Origin of the sequence: Aquamicrobium lusatiense, from assembly GCF_014201615.1 — a bacterium.
Taxonomy (GTDB): domain Bacteria; phylum Pseudomonadota; class Alphaproteobacteria; order Rhizobiales; family Rhizobiaceae; genus Mesorhizobium; species Mesorhizobium lusatiense.
Window position 1 is genome coordinate 86,257 of the sequence record NZ_JACHEU010000004.1, and the last position, 18,891, is coordinate 105,147.

Sequence of the window (18,891 nt, forward strand, 5' to 3'; positions counted from 1 at the left end):
AGTGAGCCGGGCAGTACAGATGGGGATCAGCAGCGGAACAGCCCTTTTGCGGTGCGGAAGCGTTTCGTCCCAGCTGCCGTGCAAACCTGCATAGTCTTCACGCTTGCCAAGGTGCTGCTCATGGACGAGGTTGGCATCGACCCCGCTCATCCAGCACCTGACGGGTAATCGTTTGAAGCGCCATGCCGCGTTATGAGTTCGCGCCTGAAATGACGTGGCTACGCATTCTGTTTGCGATAGGGGGCGGGGTTGATGCCGTGCCGGCTCAGTCGTGCATAGAGGCTGCGCCGCGGCAGATTCAGCGCCACGGCGGCGGCGGACACGTCGCCGCCCAGCCGGGCCAGCGTATCGCGCAGCAGGCCTTCCTCGAACCTGTCCATCTGCGCCGAAAGCGCCATGTCGATAGTGCCGGCCTCCGCGGGCATGCGCCCGTCCTGCCGCAGGCCGAGCGTGAGCTGCACCGCGTAATTCTGCAATTCACGCACGTTTCCCGGCCAGTCGTGCCGCAGCAGCCAGTCCAGAACCGGCGCATTGAGCACCGGACGGGGGCGATCGTGGAAGGAGGCGGCTTCATCGAGGAAGATCGACAGCAGCACGCCCAGATCCTCGCGTCTTTCCCTCAGCGGTGGGATGCGCAGCCGCACCGTCTCCAGCCGGTAGAGCAGATCGGCGCGGAAGCGCCCCGCCGCCACCTCGGCACGCAGGTCGGCCTTGGTGGCGGCGATGATGCGCAGGTCCACCTCGCGCGGCGAGACCCCGCCATTGCCGTGCAGGACACGGTCCTGCACCACGCTGAGCAGCCGTGCCTGCAGGGCGGGCGCGAGGCTGTCGATTTCGTCGAGGAAAAGCGTGCCACGGTCGGCTTCGGCGATCTGGCCGCGATGGATGCGCGTGCCGAACAGCACCTCGTCGGCGATCTGTTCCGGCAGGGCGGCGCAATCGACGGTGACGAGCGGACGGTTGCTGCGCATGCTCCAGCGGTGGAGCTGGCGCGCCACAAGCGCCTTGCCGGTGCCGGTCTCGCCCTCGATCAGCACGTCCACCTCCACCCGGGCGAGCTGGCGCATGGTGTCGCGCAGGCGCAGCATGGCCGGCGACTCGCCGACCAGCGGAAAGCCTTCGCTGACCTCGGCCACCGCCTGCCGCAGGCGCCGGTTCTCCAGCACCAGCCGCCGCGTTTCCATCGCCCGGCGCACCGAGGCGATCAGATGATCGGTGGGGAAGGGCTTGGCGATGAAGTCGAACGCACCCTGCTTCAGCGCCGCCACTGCCATGGCGATGTCGCCATGCCCGGTCATCAGGATCACCGGCAGTTCCGGATCGCGCGCCAGAACCGCGCTCAAAAGTGCATGGCCATCGAAGCGCGGCATGCGCAGGTCCGTCACCACCACGGCCGGCAGCTCGTGCGGGGACTGGCCGGAAAACAGGCTTTCCAGCGCCGACTGGCCGTCGCCGAAACTCTCGATCTCCAGCCCGGCTATGGAGAAGCTGTCGGCCAGCGCCGTGCGGAACGGCAGGTCGTCGTCGACGAGAAGGATGCGCATCGCAGCGTCGGTTGTCATGCGCACCTCATGCTGATCACGAAGGCGGCGCCGCCCAGCGGCGACGGTGCGGGTTCCAGCCCGCCGCCCAGCTCGCGCATGATGTCGCGTGCGATGCCGAGCCCAAGCCCCAGCCCGCCCGAGCGGCCGGTGACGAAGGGATCAAAGATCCGGTCGGCCAGCTCCGGCGCGATGCCGGGGCCATTATCGGCAACCGTCAGATTGAGCCTGTCGCCGGCGCGCGAGACCGTGACCTCGATACGCGGATCGGGGCGACCGGCCAGCGCATCCAGCGCATTCTGCAGGACGTTGACCAGAACCTGCTCCAGCCGGATACGGTTGGCCAGCACGGCCGGCTGACCATGTCGGGCCAGTGACGGCGCAAGTGACGGGCCCAGAGGCGAGGCAATCGACGCGGCGAGCGATGGGGGCAGCGACAGGTCGACGCCGAGCTTGCGGATCCGGTCGCCGACCAGGAGCAGGGTACCGGCCATCACCTCGTCCAGCGAAACGGACGTCACCTCGCCACCGCCCCCGCGCGCGAACTGGCGCATTTCCTGCGTGATCGCGCCGATGCGCGCCGTCAGCTCCACCGCGGAATCGAGGCCGGCGCCGACCCGGTCGAGCCGTCCGGCCTCAAGATGGTGGCGGGCGTTTTCCGCCAGCGTGCGGATGGTGGCGACCGGCTGGTTGATCTCGTGCACCAGCCCGGCCGTGATGGTTCCCAGCGAAGCGAGGCGATTGGCCTGCGCCAGCTCCTCACGTGCATCGCGGTAGCGCCGGTCGGCCCGCTCGCGCTCGGCCATCTGCTCTTCCAGCGCCAGCGTGCGCTCGGTGACGGCCTCTTCAAGCGTGCGCCGGTAGGCGGCAGCGCGCGCCGCGCGGGTGAACCACCACCACATGGCCGTGCCCAGCGCCATCAGCCCGGCGAAGGCCGGCAGGGCCAGCACCCATGCCCGCTCGCGCGCGGCGGCAAGCCCCGGCGCGGCATCCAGCATCTGCAACAGCCGCAACCGGGTGCCGGGTATCGGCAGTTCGGCAACGATCAGCCTTTCGCCATACGGCCCGCGCGCCTCGCCGGTTCCCGGCCAGTCGAGTTCGGCCACCTCCAGCGCCGCATCGGAATAGAGCCGGCTTTCCGCGATCCTCGCCCTTGCCTCATCCGACAGCGGCGAGAGAACCCGCATGACATCGGCAGCATCGGACGACGCCAGGATGATGCCCTCGGGATCGACCAGCAGCGCCCGCCCCGGATCGTTCGCCCACAATGCGGCCAGCGCCGCGAACTCGAACTTGACCACCACGATGCCGAGAGGGTCGGCAGCGCTTCCGATCCGCCGGGCGAAGAACAGGCCCGGCCGGCCGCTGATCGCGCCGGCGCCGTGATACTCCGCATTTCCCTTGGTCAGCGCGTCGGTGAAATAGGGCCTGAAGCTGAAATTCTCGCCGACGAAACTATCCGGCTGGTCGTAATTGGAGGCGGAAACGACAAGCGCATCGGAATCGGTCACGTAGATCACCGGCGTTCCGGTCTCCCGCGACAGCAGGGCGAGTTTCCTGTCGAGCCGCCGTGCCGCGCCCTGCGCCTCATTCGCACCGTCTCCCTGCACCCCGGCCGTGAGCGCCTCGGCAACGTCCCCATATTCGCCCAGCGCCACCGGCAGCACGCGGAAGCGGGCGAACTCGCTCTCGAACAGGCGCAGATGCTGCCGGGCGATCCGGGCCGCTTCCTCGTTCAATGCCGCAATGGCCTGATTTCGGGCAAGATCCGCCGCTACAGCCCAAACGCCGGCGGCCAGCACGGCGACAACGCCCGCCATGATAAGCCGGCGCCATATGAGCCCGCGCATTTCACCACTTTTCTGCATCAGTGCATAATATTGCACAAATGCGGGAATAGCTATGCAGATTTCTGCAAAAAATCGTGCGATTCTGAATCGCTCATCCCCGAAAGCATAGCATTATCATGCGGTTGCCCTTTTCACAGGCTGCTGCTGGCCTCCTTGTGCGGCAAAGTGCATGAAAAGTGGTCATCGGCATGCCAGCCATCAGGCGGGCACGGTCGCAACAGCGCATGATCGGCTTCCGGCCTGTCAGCAGGCGCGCTCCGGCCCAGCGCCAGTACGGGCGCTGTGCGGCTGGTTTCCGGCAAGATCCAACCCGCGCAGGCGGCCATGGCCGCCACGCACGGCACAAGGAGGAGAGAATGGTTTCATTACCCCATGACAGCACAGTTGCAGGTGTGGCGCCCGAACTGGCAAAGCCCTCAGGGCTCGACCGCCGCAGCCGGCTGAAAGCCATCATCGGCGGTTCCACCGGCAATCTGGTCGAGTGGTTCGACTGGTATGTCTATGCCGCGTTCGCTCTGTACTTCGCCCCGCACTTCTTCCCGGCCGGAGACCAGACCGCCCAGCTGCTGTCGTCGGCGGCAGTGTTCGCCGTCGGTTTTCTCATGCGCCCCATCGGCGCGTGGATCATGGGCATCTACTCGGACCGCAAGGGCCGCAAGGCGGGTCTGGCGCTTTCTGTGACGCTTATGTGCGCGGGCTCGCTTATCATCGCACTGACGCCGGACTACAACGCCATCGGCATTCTGGCGCCGATCCTTCTGGTGATCGCGCGGCTCATGCAGGGCCTGTCGGTCGGCGGTGAATATGGCGCCTCGGCGACCTACCTGTCGGAAATGGCGGGCAAGAGCCGTCGCGGCTTCTACTCTTCCTTCGCCTATGTCACGCTGATTTCCGGCCAGCTTCTGGCGCTGCTGGTGCTCATCGTGCTTCAGAACACGATGACCGATGAAGCGCTGAATTCCTGGGGCTGGCGCATTCCCTTCTTCATCGGCGCCTGTCTTGCCGTGGTGGTGTTCTGGCTGCGCCGCGGCCTCGACGAAACCGAGAGCTTCAAGAACGCGCAGGCCCATATTGCCCAGACAAAGGACGCACCCAAGTCCGGCTTCTGGGAACTGATCAGCAAGCACCCGAAGGAAACCGCGCTGGTCATGCTGCTGACCGCCGGCGGCACGCTCGCCTTCTATGCCTATTCGATCTACATGCAGAAGTTCCTCGTCAACACCTCCGGCTTTACCAAGGCCAAGGCGTCCGAAATCAGCGCCATCACGCTGTTCGTGTTCATGTGCCTTCAGCCGGTGGCGGGCGCCCTCTCGGACCGGATCGGACGCAAGCCGCTGATGATCTTCTTCGGCGTGTGCGGCGTGCTCTTCACCTATCCGATCTTCTCCACGCTGGAGGTGACGACCGACGCCTTCACCGCCGGCCTGCTCGCCATGGCCGCTCTGGTGATCGTGACGGGCTACACCTCGATCAACGCGGTGGTGAAGGCCGAGCTGTTCCCGGCCCACATCCGCGCGCTGGGCGTCGCCCTTCCCTATGCGCTGGCCAACACGATCTTCGGCGGCACGGCCGAGTTCGTCGCCTTGCAGTTCAAGAGCTCCGGCTGGGAACAGGGATTCTACTGGTATGTGACGGCCATGATCGGCGTCTCATTGGTCGTCTATGTGTTCATGAGCGACACGGCCAAGAACAGCGCCATCAAGGAAGACTGACAGGCACGGAACTGAAGGTTTTCCGCCGGATCCCCATCCGGGCGAAGACGCTGATCAGACAGGATGTACGCAGCGCAGATTCTCGATCGTCCAATGAATGCCGGGCCCATCCATGCCCGGCTTCAAATTGATGATCTGCGCTGCGGCGTCATCATGCGCCCGACTGCTCATGATTGTTGCTGCAATGAGTTTGCTCAAATGAAGAGCAGGGTTCCAGCATAACCATTGGAACAGGCATTTCAGTGCCTACACCCTCAGGCCATCTGATGGTGTCGCTGACCTGATCCCGCCAGCCAGTGCCCCCCTGCCGGCCGGGCTGTGCGATCCGGACCGGCAGCAAATGCAGAACCTTGCCTTGCTGTCCGATAAGCCTTCCGTGGGAAGGCTAACACTTATAGCCAGTCGCTAATCCAGGTTAATCGGCTCATCCTTTGACATCGCCTATGGTCCGGCTACTGGAACCTTGTGCGCAAATCTGCAGGCAGGGTCGGGGCGGATGCTCGCGGGTGAAACGCGCAGGACGGGCGCGCGTTCACGCAAGCGGGACACGAGGCAGATGGATCAAAGGGGAGCTGGCCATGGCCGAGCGCATTTCGTGCTTTGTGATGAGTGGCGGGGTCGGGTCGCGGCTGTGGCCGCTCTCCCGGGAAGACAATCCCAAGCAATTTCACGATCTGTCCGGCGACGGCTCGATGCTGATGAAGACGGTGCGCCGGCTGCAGGCGCGCGAGGCAGGGCATACGCCCATCCACGTCATTGCCGCCGAACGCAACGCGGCGCGCATCCGCACCGAGCTTGCCGGCCTCGACTATAGCGGTGGCGGCGCCATCTTCGAGCCTGTCGGTCGCAACACCGCCGCAGCTGTGGCAATCGCGGCGCTGCACACCATCAACAGCCATGGCGACGGCATCGTGCTCATCGTGCCATCGGATCACGTCATCTCGACCGATCTCGATTTCTGGGAGAGCGTCGAAGCCGGCATTCCGGCGGCTCAGGCGGGGCAGGTGGTGGTGTTCGGCATGAAGCCGACACGTCCGGAAACCGGCTACGGCTATATCGAGGCAGGCGAGGTGTTTGCCGGGCAGGACCGGGCCGGAAACGCCTTCGACTGTCCGGGCGTTCGCCGTGTGGTGCGTTTCGTCGAAAAGCCGGATGCGGAAACCGCAGGCCGCTATGTGGCGACATCGGATTTTTTCTGGAACACCGGCATTTTCCTGTTCAGGGCAAGCGTCATCCGCGCCGCGTTCCTCACGCATCACCGTGAGATCTGGCTGCAGGCGGAACACGCGCTCGATAGTGCCGCGCGCGATCTGTCGGGAACCTGGCTGCCGCTCGACGCCTATGCGCCGATCCCCTCCATTTCGGTCGACTATGCGATCATGGAGCACCTGTGCAACATCGCCATGGTGCCGGCGCGCTTCCGCTGGAGCGATCTGGGCTCGTGGCAATCGCTGCTGGAAGCCAGCCGCACCGACGAGCATGGCAATGTCGTGATCGGCGACGTCGTCGCCATAGATTGCGAGCGTTCCTATCTGCGCAGCAGTGGAAGGCTGCTGTCGGTCGTGGGCCTGAGGGATGTCGCGGTGGTGTCCACCGACGATGCGACCTTCGTGGCTCCTGTCGCCGAGAGCCAGAACGTCAGGCATGTCGTCGAGCAGCTTGAAAAATGGGGCCGGCTGGAGGTGAAGTTCACGCCCGCCCATGACCGCGTGGTGCTGCCCGGCGCATGGCGTGAGCGCGTCGCGCACTGGCTTTTCGAGGAAACGCTGCCGCGCTGGTCGAAGGCCGGCGTGGATGAACGCCATGGCGGTTTTCACGAGGCTTTCGCGTTCGATGGCACGCCGCTCGGCAAGCCGAAACGCATGCGCACCATGGCGCGACAGGTCTACGCCTATTCCGTCGCAAGACTGCGCGGCTGGGACGGGCCGGCCGACGAGCTGATCGCGCATGGCATCGCCTTCATGGAGCGGGGGCGTACCGAACGCGGCGGCTGGGCGCGCACGCTCAACGTCGACGGTTCCATCGCCGACCCGTGCGAGGATGCTTACGACCACGCATGCGTGCTTCTCGCTTTCGCCTGGGCTCACCGCGCCGGCAACAGGGATGCGCTGGCGCGCGGCGAGGAAGCCATGGCCTTCGTTGAGTCCTATCTGGAGGACGAGCGGCTGACCGGGTTCCTCGAAACCTGCGACGGCACCGACCTGCGGCGCTCCAACCCGCACATGCATATGCTGGAAGCGTTTCTAGCCTGGCACGAGGTCACCGGCGAGCGCAGCTATCTGCGTCGGGCAGCGCGTATCGTCGACCTGTTTCGCACGCATTTCTTCGATGCCGAAAGCTGGACCCTCGGCGAATATTTCGACAATGAATGGAAGCCGGTACAAGGCGGGCAGGGACTGTGGACAGAGCCCGGTCATCATTTCGAGTGGGCCTCGCTTCTGGTCGATTTTGCGGCGCGCAGCAAGCAGAGCGACCTCATTGCCTATGCACGCAAGCTCTATGCTTCGGCGGTGGCCAGCGGGCTGAACCGCGCCACCGGGCTGGCCTATGGAGCTGTTTCGCGCGACGGGCTGCCGCTCGACCTGATCTCGCGAAGCTGGCCGCAGGCCGAGGCGATCAAGGCGGCCATCGCGCTCGACCGCGCCGATGGGCCTGACCTCAAGCCGGAGATCGAGGCTCGTGTGGGGCGGCTGTTCCGCTGGCACATAGACCCGGCCCCGACCGGCTTCTGGATCGATCGCATAGACGAGCGTGGCAGGGCCGTGGCCAATGAAGTGCCGGCCAGCATCTTCTACCATCTCGTAACGGCGCTGATGCAATATCTCGACAAGACCGAAGGCGCGCTCGTGCATCCGTTGCCGGCTGCCGGTCAAACCGGGGCGGCGAAAGCGGCCGACGAGAACATCCGCGCCGTTTCCCGGGAACCTGCACTTCGCGAGATCGCCTGATTTGATGTTCGGCGAGGGTTCCTGCCTACCTCGATTGGCCGTGTTTTCGCGGCCGGGACGCGGCGCTAGGCTTGCAGGCGAAGGGCAGGTGAAATCAGGGGGCGCGGAGCCATGCTGGAGCGGCAATGGGCAGCGGCGACAGCCAGGGACTGGCGAGGCAGCGGCGGTTCCGCCGAATTCGTCAACCTGTCGGACATCCTGTCTTTTTTCAGCAGGTACATCGTCTCGATCCTGCTGTGCGCGCTGGTCGGTGTCGTGGGAGCCAGTCTCTATCTGGCGACGTCCGACCGGATTTTCACCGCCCGCACCCAGATCCTGATCGAGCCGAAACTGCCGCAGTTCATGCAGCAGCAGATGGTCGAGGTGCATTTGTCCCTCGATACGGCCCAGATCGAAAGCCAGCTCGCGCTGCTGCGCTCGCAGAAGATCGCCATGATGGTGATCGATGAACTCGACCTCGCGCGCAATCCGGCTTTCGTGGACATGGGCGGGCTGCGTCTGGGGGAGAGGCTGGAAAAACTGCGTTCGCTGATAACCGGAACGCCTTACAGGCCCGGTCCGGCAAGGGTCGACGAAGCACAGGATGAGGCTCTGACACCGCAGCAGAAGGCGGCCGAAGTCTTTGCCGGCAATCTCGACGTCCAGCGGGTGGGGGTCTCCTATGCGATCGATATTCATTTCAAATCGCAGGATCCGGCGCTGGCCGCGCGTATCGCCAATGCGACGGCGGACGCTTTCGTCCGCGAGCAGATGGAAAACCGTGCGGCTTCCGCCCGCGAAGGCGTCGCGTGGCTGGAAAAACGCATCGACGAGGCGGGTGCCCAGATGAACAAGGCGACACAGGTCGCGCAGGAGTTCCGCGCCACCTACGACTATCGCGTGGACCGGCCGGACGAAGCGCCGACCGGCGACGCGCGCGCCGATGCACCGACGCTGGAGCAACTGGAAGTCGCGGCCGAAACCTACCGCAAGATGTATGAGAGCCTTCTTGCCGCCTACACCAGCGCGGTGAACCAGCAACCCTTCCTCATCGCCAATTCGCGCGTCATCACCCCGGCGGTGCAGCCGATGGTGCAGAGCCATCCACGCAAGCGGCTCACCCTGATCTTCGGGGCCTTTGCCGGCCTCATGCTGGGGGTCGGCGTTGCCTTCGTCCGCCACAGCCTGGACCGCACCCTGCGCAGCCCACGCCAGATCGGCGAGGAACTGGGGCTCGTCTGCACCGGCGAACTGCCGCATTCCGGTTTGCGCAAGGCCGCCGGACTCTGCGAGGAGGTGATACGCCATCCGCATTCCCCCTTCAGCATGGGCCTGAGAGGGGCGAGGGCCGTTATCAGTCTGGCCGATTCCGGCAAGCCGAGGCTTTGCATCGGCGTGACCGCCGCACTGCCCGGCCAGGTGAAAAGCGCGGTGGCCGGAAATCTTGCCGCGCTCTACGCGACATCGGGCGTGCAGACGCTGCTGATCGATCTGGACACGCAATCGACGCTGACGAAGGCGTTGCAAAGCCCGCTCTCCAGCATTGAGCCGACACGTCAGAACGGCGGTGCGCACCCGCCCGCTGCCGCAGTTCGGACCGTTTCGCCCGCGGGCTTCGACTTCATGGCGAATGAGGAGCGCGGAACGGGAAGTCTCGCGCTGCCTGCCAATATGCAGGATCTGCTCGGGACGCTCGATCGCTACAAGGTGATCGTCGTCGACCTGCCGGCTTATGAGCACGGCGCCGACGGGCTGCTGGTCTGCCCGCTTCTCGACGGCGTCATGGTGGTGGCCGAAAGCGGCAGCACGCCGCTGGATTCGCTTGCCGATCTGGCCCGCACCCTGCGCATCGCCAATGCTCCCATATTGGGTGTTCTGCTGGCGCACAGGCGCCGCCTTGCCCGATTGCGCGTGCGCCGCCGGTCCAGCGGCCGGCCGGCCCCGCGACCGGCATGATGGAAGGCGCGCGGCATTGGGCGATCAACGGCCGCTTCCTGGCGCAGCCCGTCACAGGCGTGCAGCGCTATGCGCGCGAGGTCGTAAAAGCGCTCGATGCCCGCATCGCGGCCGGCGATCCGCTGGCCCGCGGCCTCGACGTGGAGTTGCTGGTGCCGCCGGTCATCGGGGATGAGCTGGCGCTCACGGCGATCCGCACCCGTTCCATCGGCCGCCTCGGCGGGCATGGCTGGGAGCAGGCCGAGCTTCCGGCGGGGGTCAGGAGCAGTCTCGTCAGCCTGTGCAACAGCGGCCCTTTTGCGACACGCAGGCAGATCCTGTGCATCCATGATGTCAACACGCGCGCCTGTCCGCAAAGTTATTCGCTGCCGTTTCGCCTGCTCTACCGCACGCTGATCCCGGCGCTTGCGGCAAGGGTCCGCCACGTCACCACGGTCTCCGGCTATTCGGCCGGGCAACTGGTGCGCTACGGCCTGTGCAGTGCGGACAGGATCACCATCGCACCGGACGGCTACGAGCATGCGCTGCGCTGGACCTCGCATCACTCGATACGCACGCATTCCACTGCCGGTGCCGGAACCATCGTGCTTCTGGGCAGCCGCGCTCCTCACAAGAACATCGATCTTGTCCTGGGGATGAGCGATCGCCTTGCGGAGGCCGGCCTGCGGGTCGCGGTGGTCGGGCTTTCGGACGGCCGCGTCTTCGGCCGGACACAGGAGCAGACCGGCGCGAATATCGGCTGGCTTGGCAGGATCGGCGACGATGAGCTTGCCGCGCTGCTGGAAGATTGCCTGTGTCTCGCCTTTCCCTCGCTCGTCGAGGGGTTCGGGCTGCCGATGCTTGAGGCGATGGCGCGGGGCTGCCCCGTGGTGGCGTCGGACCGCGCCAGCCTTCCCGAGATCGGCGGCGATGCGGTGCTTTATGCGCCGCCGGACCGTGCCGACATCTGGTTCGATTGCTTCATGCAACTGGCCGGCGATGCGAAGCTGCGGCGCGCGCTGACCGAGCGCGGCCGCAGGCAGGCGGAGAAATTTCGTTGGGACGAAACGGCAAAACGCTATCTGGAACTGATGGCGGGGATGGATGGGCTGGCGCCAGCCAGTGCCGGGTCGCCGGCCAGACCTTCGCTGGTCTCGGCGACGACGCGATCGAAGCTGTAGGCGCGGGCATAGTGCCGGGCCGCCTCCTGTGCCGCCGCAAGCGCTACCGGATCGCCAAGGAGGGTCGCGACGGTCCGGCGCTCCAGCGGCAGGACGCAGTTTTCATAGCCGGGCAGCAGGCCTTTCAGGGCGCCGGGGGCGGCAAAGACCGGGCGTCCCGCCGAAAGCGCCTCGATGAGCTTGATCTTGGTGCCGGTTCCTTCGACAGGGCAGATCGCGGCGCGGGCCTGCGCATAAAGGGCGGCAAGATCATCGACGAAACCGAGCAGCTCCACGCCGTTTTGTGCCGACAGCCGCCTGTCGCGGCACACGCTGCCGGCAATGGCGATCTTCAGCGGCAGGTTCCAGCCGCCATAGGCGCTCAGGAAACCGCTGATGGCATCCCCGTTCCAGCGGTTGTTGGAACCCACGAACACGAGATCGTAGACAGGCGGCACGTCGGTTTCCGCAGCCGCGTTCCAGCTGCGCAACGACGGCGGCACGATGCGCACGCGCTCGCCTTCCAGAAGCGATTTCAGGAATTGCCCTTCGCTGTACGAGATCGACCAGATCTCGTCGGCCTGCCCGAGATAGAACAGCTCGCGCTTGAGGACGAGCATGGAGCGCGTGTCCGGCTGCCCGGACGGGTTGTCGCCGATCAGCTCCAGTGCGGCAAGGTCATGCGTGTCGACGATCATGCGCGGGCCGGGGCTCCCGTTGAGATGGGATATGCCCCAGGGATAGCTCACAAGCGCCAGCTTCAGGTCCGGATCGCGCTGGAGCCGGTCGAATTCCGGCGTCAGCATCGGCAGCCATGTGCGCAGGGCGCGCGTCGCGGGCCAGCTACCCAGATAGGCGATGAGGCCCTTGAGCTTCTGGATGAAGGCCAGTTTCCAGTTCCAGTCATCGAGCACGAGGTCGACGCCGGGGAAACGGGCGCGGAAGGTCTCGATCCCTTTCGCGTTCCACGGCCATTGGTGATGGTTGCGATAGGAATAGACGGCCACGCGCCAGCCAAGGGCGAGCAGCATCTCGATGTCCTGACAGGCGCGCACATGGCAGCCGTCGGTCATGGTGCTGAAACAGCCTGCGAAGAAGAAGATAGCAAGATTCCGCTTCTCCACCCGTGCCTCCCGAGGCGTCGCGTTCCCGAGCATTGTGAGCGAAATCTCAATCCGAAATCATTGACGTGTCAAACGGATCGTGAGGCAATAGCCTACCGTTTCCGGATGATCCCGATATGGATGCCGGTAACCGCCGGGGGGCGATGCAATGGGTGAGGCTGGCAAGTCCGCAACGGTGTATGTCAACGGCCGTTTCCTGCGCGGCCCCATCACGGGGACCTCGCGGGTGGCCGAGGAGGTTCTGGCCTGCTGGGACGCGGCGATGCTGGCCGGAGACGAGCGCTTTGCGGGCATGTCGGTCGAGGTGCTGTGTCCGGCAAATGCGGTGCGCTCCCTGCCGCTGCGGGCGATCCCGATCCACCGCCGGGATGTGCTTGGCGGCAAGTTCTGGGAGCCGGTCGATCTCGGCCTGATGGCGAGGAAGGGAACGCTGGTGAACTTCGCCAATGTGGCGCCCCTGTATCACCCGCGCATGCTGACCTACATGCACGATGCGCAGATGTTCCTCTATCCGCAATCCTATCCGCGAGGGGAGTTGCGCACCCACCGGCCGCTGATGCGGCTTGCCGGGCGCCTGTCGCGCCGGGTGATCACGGTTTCAGAATTTTCCAGCCGCATGCTGCAGCGCTTCGGCATCGCGCCGGCTTCGAAAATCGCCGTCATCCATAACGGGGCCGACCACATCCTGCGGGTTGAGCCGGATAGTTCGGTGCTCGCGAGGTTCGGCCTGCAACCGCAAAACTACGTGCTGATGCTGGGCAGCGCCTTTGCCTACAAGAATATCGAGGTGATCTACCGCGCCTTCGCCCGGATGGGGGCAGGTCCCCTCAGGCTGGCGGTGATTGCAAGGGCGGACCTGCGCAAGGCGGTCGGCGCTGTGCAGGACGTCGGCGACAGGCTCGTCGTCGTTTCGGACGTCAGCGACGCCGATCTGCGGGCGCTCTACCGCCATGCGCTGGTGTTTGTCCAGCCGGCCCGGACCGAGGGCTTCGCGATGACCCAGCTTGAGGCGCTCAATTCGGGGGCGCCCGTCATCACCTGCGCGCTGGGCAGCATGCCGGAAGTGCTGGGGGAGGACGTGGCCTACGCCGATCCGGATTCGCCCGAGGAATGGGCGCGGGCGATCCTGCGCTTCGAAAGCGATCCGCGCTTTCGAAGCGCGATGGTGGCGCGCGGGCAGGCGATGGCGGCCCGCTACACCTGGCAAAGAACGGCCGATGCCTTGTGGCGCGAGGTCGTCCGGGTCGCCAAAGGGCGCTGAAGGCGGGGTGCCGCACACCCGGCAGGACAGCCAAGCCAGCATTTTGTCGTAACCCGCTCGCTGCCCGCTTCGCCAGCTACCACTATTGAGCCGCTTGCGGGTGGACGGCTCTTTTCGACATGCTGCCTGCATAACAACAAGCAGGCACAGGCAGGCGGCAAGGGGCGTCTTTGGCATGTCGATCAGAGAGAGATCCTACGCCGGAAGCAGCGCGCTTCCGGGGCGAGGGCGGTCGTTCCTGGACCGCAGGCGCGTTTCGGCTTCAGCTTTTCAGCAGCATCGGCCGCTGGAGACGCAGGGCGCGGCGGTTTCCATACCGGCGGTCGTGCCGGGTGGCTCCCTCCATCTGTGGCAGCGCCCGCTCGGCGGCAGGTCGAAGCGGGTTATCGACGTGGCGGTTGCCGCCACGGCGCTGATGCTGGCGTTGCCGCTGATGCTGGCGATTGCCCTGCTCATCAGGCTGACCTGTAAGGGGCCTGTCATGTTTTCCCATCCACGGGTCGGCTTCAACGGAAGCACGTTTCGCTGCTACAAGTTCCGCACCATGGTGATCGATGCCGAGCAGCGCCTTCAGACGCATCTGGCGTCCGATCCGCAGGCGGCGGAGGAATGGCGCAAGGCGCGCAAGCTGAAGCGCGATCCGCGCCTGACGGTGCTCGGCAGCCTGTTGCGCAAATCGAGCCTCGATGAACTGCCGCAGCTGTTCAATATTTTGCGCGGCGACATGAGCTGTGTCGGACCGCGTCCGATCGTTGCCGAGGAACTGCACCGCTACGGCCCGTATGTGAAGGATTATCTGCATGCCAGACCCGGCCTCACCGGCCTGTGGCAGGTCACCGGCCGTAATCTGGTGGACTATACCGGGCGGGTGCTGCTCGACGCGCAATATGTGCGCAACTGGTCGCTGCACACGGATTTGCTGATCCTCATCCGGACGGCCGGCGCAGTGATGAGGTTCGATCGGGCCTCCTGAGGCCGGATGCCCGGGTCGACGCTGGGTCGGGCTGGGGCGGTGCGGGCTGGAGCCGGTCGGGCTGGCCGGAAGCATGTTCAGGGACGGTTCCGGCATCTGTCCGGCGACGGCCCGGCACGGTAAGGGCGAGGCCGATCAGGTAGCATCCCTGCAATGTCAGGATCAGGTAAAGGGTCCTGGAAAGGATGAGCTTGAGAGACCAATCCAGAAGGACGCCGGTCAGGATCGAAACCATGACCATGATGAGCGTGGCGACAAGGATCACAGGCGCCAGAAAACGCGCGCCGATGAAAAGCCCTGCTGCGCCTGCCGTGATGAGTGCGAGGGTCACACCGGTCTCCTTCCCGTTGCCTCTGCACCGCGACCCGCCTGCTGCGAAGAAGAACAGACTCGCTCCCTTCTGTGAAGTCGCTTTCGGTGCCGCGCGCATCGCGGGCTGGCGCCGCGTTTCGGCATGTGCGGGCTGAGCCGATGCAGCCCTCGGTCGCAGGGGTGATCGTCTGCGCGGCAATCATCGTTTTCGTGCGCCTCATGGGATGGTCGATGATCGTCGCCTTCATGGCCTCGCTCGCCTTCGGGGCCACGGCCATCGGAACGCTCTCCGCGCTTGGCGGATCTTCGCCGCAGATCTACACGGTCTTCGCCGCGCTGCTCCTGACGACAGCCGTGGCGCGCAAGGGCATCTGGCGCGAGCTGGCGGCGGTGTTCAGCCGTATCGGCGCAGCCTCCGTGATCGTGGTGCTGATGTTCCATGCGCTGATCGGTGCAATCCTGTTTCCAAGGCTGTTTGCGGGCCAGACCAGCGTGTTCATCGCATCGCGCAGCAGCCGGGGCGTTTACGAGACCGCGCTCGGTCCGTCCTCCGCAAATGTCACCCAGACCGCCTATTTCACGCTTGGCATTCTTGTGTTCGTGGCGCTTTGCCTGCTGTTGAGGCGCCGGGAAACGCTTGTCGACGTCAGGCGGGGGTTCTTTCTCTGGTTCGGGCTGCATACGCTCATGGGCATGGTGGATCTTGCCGGCAAGATGGCGGGGGCGGGGGATGTGCTGGCGCCGATCCGCACCGCCAGCTATGCGATGCTCACCCTCACCATTGAGGGCGGCTTCTGGCGGATCGCGGGCTCCTATGCCGAGGCTTCGGCCTTCGGCGCGGTGTCGCTGGCCGGGCTGGCCTTCAGCTACACATACTGGCGCAGGACAAATTCCCGTTTCGCGGCGGCGATAGCGGTGGCGCTGTTCCTGCTGCTTCTCCTGTCCACCTCGACCACGGCCTATGTCGGGCTGGCACTGCTTGGAATTCCCGTGGCGCTGTCCCTGCTTCGCTCGCTGGCATCGGCGAAGCCCGACCTGCAGGATGTGATGCTGACGGCCATGATGGCGCTGCTGTGCCTCGTGATCATGGCCATCAGCCTCTACAATGCGCAGTTCTTCGAGCCCCTTGTGCGGCTGATCGACCAGATGGTGACCCACAAGATGTCTTCGGCTTCCGGGCAGGAGCGCGCCTACTGGAACTACAAGAGCATGCAGGCTTTCTTCGATACGAACGGGCTCGGCATCGGCCTTGGAAGCTCGCGCGCGTCGAGCTGGCCGATCGCGGTGCTGTCACAGCTTGGCGTGGTCGGCGGCACCCTTGTCGCCGTGCTGCTGGCAGCTCTCCTGTGGCCGCCTGGCCGCCTGAGGCAGCCCGTCGATGCCGAGGCCGATGCGATCATGGCCAGCGCGCGGGCCAGCGCCCTGGCTGCGCTGCTGGCTGCTTCGCTCGCCGGCGGCCTTGCCGATCCGGGAATGGGATTTTTCGTGCCGCTGGCCGTGGTGATGGCCTGCTCCGCCAGAATATGGGCGTCGCCGCTGCCGCGCGGACACGCATTCGGCCAAGCCGGTCCGCAGCTTTCCGCACACCGATGAATGGAAGCGTGGGGGCATTTCTATCGCGCTGTGGAGTCGGCGCCGGCGATCTTGGCGGAACCCATTTCCACTGACGCGGGGTTGAGGGTCGTTTCAGGCGCATCCGCCTGGCTGCCGATCGCCTTCAGATATTCCGGCGGCATCGGGATCTCCACCTTCACCGTATCGCCCGGCAGCACCGGGCTCGCCATGGTCGCCGCGATTTCGAGGATGCTTCCATCCGCAGCCGGCCGGTAGATCGTATAGATCGGTTCGGCCTGTTCCATGCTGGCGCGGCGGGCCATCAGTCTGGGTGCTGCCAGTTCCGATTCGAAGATCAGGCGCGCGGTGGTTTCGGCCTTGCGGTCCAGCGCATCCAGCTCGATCTGCGTGTCGCGCAGCGCGTTGGTGATCTCGTTGCGGCGCGTGTCCTGCATTTCGATGATCTGGATTTCGGTGCGGCTGATTTCCTGCCGGCTGCGCAGCAGGCTGGTTTCGGCGGCGAGCCGTTCGCTCTGTATCTGCGCAAGTGCCCGTTCGAGCGAAAGTTCGCGGGGAGCGGCGGCGAGCCCGCGCTCCACCAGAGAGGCTACGCTGCCCAGCTCCTTCTGCACAAGCTCCACCTGCTTGTCGAGAAACACGAGCTGCGCCCCGAGCGACGTCACTTCCTTTTCCAGAAAGTCGCGAAGGTTCCTGAGGGCACGAATCTGTGTCTCGATGCCTTCCCGGCGCGCCTTGAAGATCGATTCCTCCTGCCGCATCAGCAGGGCAACCTCGTCGTCGTCACTGATCGCGACAAGTTGCGGCGGAAAGTCGACGGAAGCTGCCTGCGCCAGTTCCGCCCCGAGCCGGGCCTTGCGCGCCAGCAGATTGATCCTGTTGAGCCCGATCAGCTTTGCTTCGCCCTGACCCTGTATGATCTCGCGCTCATAGCGATCCATGCGCTCCTCGCGCAGCCGTATTCCGCCGGCGATGCCGAGCGCCTGCATCACGGTAAGGCCGGGACGATAGGCGAATTCGCCTGATTGCGTGACCTGTCCCAGAATGTAGAAGGGGCGATATTGCACCACCTCGACGGCGGTGTCGGGCTTGCGGCCGAGCCCCATGTTGCGCACCAGACTGTCGCCTATGGCGCTGGCCAGTTCGGCGGTGGTGCGCCCGGCGGCGCCGACCTCGCCTGCCAGCGGCAGCGAGAGCGCGCCCGAGGAACTGACGATGAACACATCGTTGAGCGCCGTCCATTCAAAGACGGTGTCGCGCGACGCCCGCCATTCGAACACCTTGATGCGCACCCTGTCCTGCGCGCCGAGCCGGTATTCCTCGCCCTGTGCGGGGGCCATGCCCAGCACGAGGGCGGCGGATGCCACGCAGATCGACAGGATCATGCCGGGCCGCGATGCCGCTTTGCCTGAAGCGGGCTGCGGGCGTTTCAGATGGGGGCGTGAGGGAAATGAGGTGAAGCGCATATGCCGTTCTCATCACTGGATCTGAAGGATGTATTCAGGTTCGACGCGCCCTTTCAGCAGGTGGCCGAGGGCCATCAGGTTGCCGCGCAGGCGTCCGCGCCGGTCGATATGGGTTTCGGGGTTGATGCTGCGGACAGTGTTGGCGGCGATGTTGCGCGCCATCAGCTTCAGCGCGAAGCTGGCGGGCATCGTGCCCTTGCGCAGCAGGTAGACCGGATTCACGACCTGCGAATAACCGAAGCGCAATCCGCTCATGCGTCCGCCCCTGACCGCCATGTGGACGCTGCGGATGGCCGGCAGGGAGACAATCCTGCCGCGCCGCCCGAGCTGGGTGGTGAAGTCGATGTCCTCCTGCCAGCTATAGAGCGCCAGCCGCTCGTCGAAGCGCAGGTCGCCGATCATGGCGGTGCGGATCGTCATGTTGCCGCCTTGCGCGCCGATCTGGTCGGCCGCGTCGTCGCCTGCCTCGTCAACCACGTCCGCCGCGCGCAGGGCTGCCAGACCGTCAGCCCATGAAATTTCTCCGGTCGTCGCGCCATCCCTGATGATGTGGCCCATGACCACCGCCCAGTCGGGGTTCTGCTCAAGCGCCCGGCAGGCGCGCTCCAGATAGCGTGTCGCAGGGATCAGGTCGTCGTCGAGATAGGTGATGACGTCGAAGCGGCCGAGCGCCATTTCAAGGCCGCGGTTGCGCTGCGCCGATATGCACTTGATGCCGAACACCTTGCTGACCGGAAAGCGTGTCTTTACGTTGGGAACCTGCGTGTCGTCGGTGGTCGAGAGGATGACTTCATCGGGAAGCTTCGTCTGTTCTCCCAGCCACACGAGAAGCCGGCCGAGAACCTCCCTGCGCCCGTAGGTTGGAATGATCACAGCATGTGTGAGAGCCATCGTGCATTCCCCCTGCCGTTGCGGAGCGGCGTCTGCCGCGACGCGGTTGCCATCGATGATCCTAGTGGGCGGCAATGCAGGATGCAGCCTGCAAATAAGGTGTCGGTTGCGGCGATTGTAGCTCCATGGAGGTAGCGGCATTACGCCTTTGGGCTGTGTCCGGACCG

Annotated in this window: 13 protein-coding genes; 7 read left to right on the forward strand and 6 right to left on the reverse strand. The window is 65.3% G+C overall.

Annotated features, from left to right (window positions below; translation table 11 throughout):
- Positions 1 to 218: 218 nt before the first annotated feature.
- Positions 219 to 1,562: a sigma-54-dependent transcriptional regulator gene (locus tag HNR59_RS17535; RefSeq protein ID WP_183832335.1), complete on the reverse strand. Its 1,344-nt coding sequence runs from the start codon at positions 1,560 to 1,562 to the stop codon at positions 219 to 221.
- Positions 1,559 to 3,361 (reverse strand): sensor histidine kinase, encoded by a 1,803-nt coding sequence (locus HNR59_RS17540; protein WP_246374816.1) that lies wholly within the window; start codon positions 3,359 to 3,361, stop codon positions 1,559 to 1,561. Before HNR59_RS17540 ends, HNR59_RS17535 begins: the two co-directional genes overlap by 4 nt.
- Before the next feature lie 386 nt (positions 3,362 to 3,747).
- On the opposite strand from HNR59_RS17540, the gene HNR59_RS17545 reads away from it, so the two are divergent.
- The 4 genes from HNR59_RS17545 to HNR59_RS17560 all read left to right on the forward strand — a co-directional run bounded on the left by HNR59_RS17545 (position 3,748) and on the right by HNR59_RS17560 (position 11,146).
- On the forward strand, positions 3,748 to 5,103 hold the full coding sequence (locus tag HNR59_RS17545; RefSeq protein ID WP_183832337.1) for an MFS transporter: 1,356 nt from the start codon (positions 3,748 to 3,750) through the stop codon (positions 5,101 to 5,103).
- Between the two features lie 578 nt (positions 5,104 to 5,681).
- On the forward strand, positions 5,682 to 8,051 hold the full coding sequence (locus HNR59_RS17550) for an AGE family epimerase/isomerase (RefSeq protein WP_183832338.1): 2,370 nt from the start codon (positions 5,682 to 5,684) through the stop codon (positions 8,049 to 8,051).
- A 111-nt stretch (positions 8,052 to 8,162) separates the two neighbouring features.
- Positions 8,163 to 9,986, forward strand: a complete 1,824-nt coding sequence (locus tag HNR59_RS17555) for a GumC family protein (RefSeq protein WP_183832339.1) — start codon at positions 8,163 to 8,165, stop codon at positions 9,984 to 9,986.
- Positions 9,983 to 11,146, forward strand: a complete 1,164-nt coding sequence (locus tag HNR59_RS17560) for a glycosyltransferase family 4 protein (protein ID WP_343060858.1) — start codon at positions 9,983 to 9,985, stop codon at positions 11,144 to 11,146. The genes HNR59_RS17555 and HNR59_RS17560 overlap by 4 nt, the downstream gene beginning before the upstream one ends.
- Here HNR59_RS17560 and HNR59_RS20990 read toward each other — a convergent pair.
- Entirely contained in the window at positions 11,044 to 12,249 is a 1,206-nt protein-coding gene (locus HNR59_RS20990; RefSeq protein ID WP_183832340.1) for a glycosyltransferase, read from the reverse strand. The genes HNR59_RS17560 and HNR59_RS20990 overlap by 103 nt on opposite strands.
- Before the next feature lie 148 nt (positions 12,250 to 12,397).
- Here HNR59_RS20990 and HNR59_RS17570 point away from each other — a divergent pair, with 148 nt between their 5' ends.
- On the forward strand, positions 12,398 to 13,510 hold the full coding sequence (locus HNR59_RS17570) for a glycosyltransferase family 4 protein (protein ID WP_183832341.1): 1,113 nt from the start codon (positions 12,398 to 12,400) through the stop codon (positions 13,508 to 13,510).
- A 175-nt stretch (positions 13,511 to 13,685) separates the two neighbouring features.
- Positions 13,686 to 14,483 (forward strand): sugar transferase, encoded by a 798-nt coding sequence (locus tag HNR59_RS17575; RefSeq protein ID WP_183832342.1) that lies wholly within the window; start codon positions 13,686 to 13,688, stop codon positions 14,481 to 14,483.
- Here the strand turns inward: HNR59_RS17575 and HNR59_RS17580 are convergent.
- Positions 14,437 to 14,814 carry a hypothetical protein gene (locus tag HNR59_RS17580; protein WP_183832343.1) on the reverse strand — a complete coding sequence of 126 codons (378 nt, stop codon included), beginning with the start codon at positions 14,812 to 14,814 and terminating at the stop codon, positions 14,437 to 14,439. The genes HNR59_RS17575 and HNR59_RS17580 overlap by 47 nt on opposite strands.
- Before the next feature lie 140 nt (positions 14,815 to 14,954).
- On the opposite strand from HNR59_RS17580, the gene HNR59_RS17585 reads away from it, so the two are divergent.
- The gene (locus HNR59_RS17585) at positions 14,955 to 16,388 is read left to right on the forward strand and encodes a hypothetical protein (protein ID WP_183832344.1); all 1,434 of its coding nucleotides are present in this window, start codon (positions 14,955 to 14,957) and stop codon (positions 16,386 to 16,388) included.
- A gap of 20 nt (positions 16,389 to 16,408) precedes the next feature.
- Here HNR59_RS17585 and HNR59_RS17590 read toward each other — a convergent pair whose 3' ends face one another.
- Together HNR59_RS17590 and HNR59_RS17595 are read right to left on the reverse strand one after the other, a co-directional pair.
- Entirely contained in the window at positions 16,409 to 17,752 is a 1,344-nt protein-coding gene (locus HNR59_RS17590; RefSeq protein ID WP_425488677.1) for a polysaccharide biosynthesis/export family protein, read from the reverse strand.
- A gap of 93 nt (positions 17,753 to 17,845) precedes the next feature.
- Entirely contained in the window at positions 17,846 to 18,724 is an 879-nt protein-coding gene (locus tag HNR59_RS17595) for a glycosyltransferase family 2 protein (RefSeq protein WP_183832346.1), read from the reverse strand.
- Between the last annotated feature and the right edge of the window lie 167 nt (positions 18,725 to 18,891).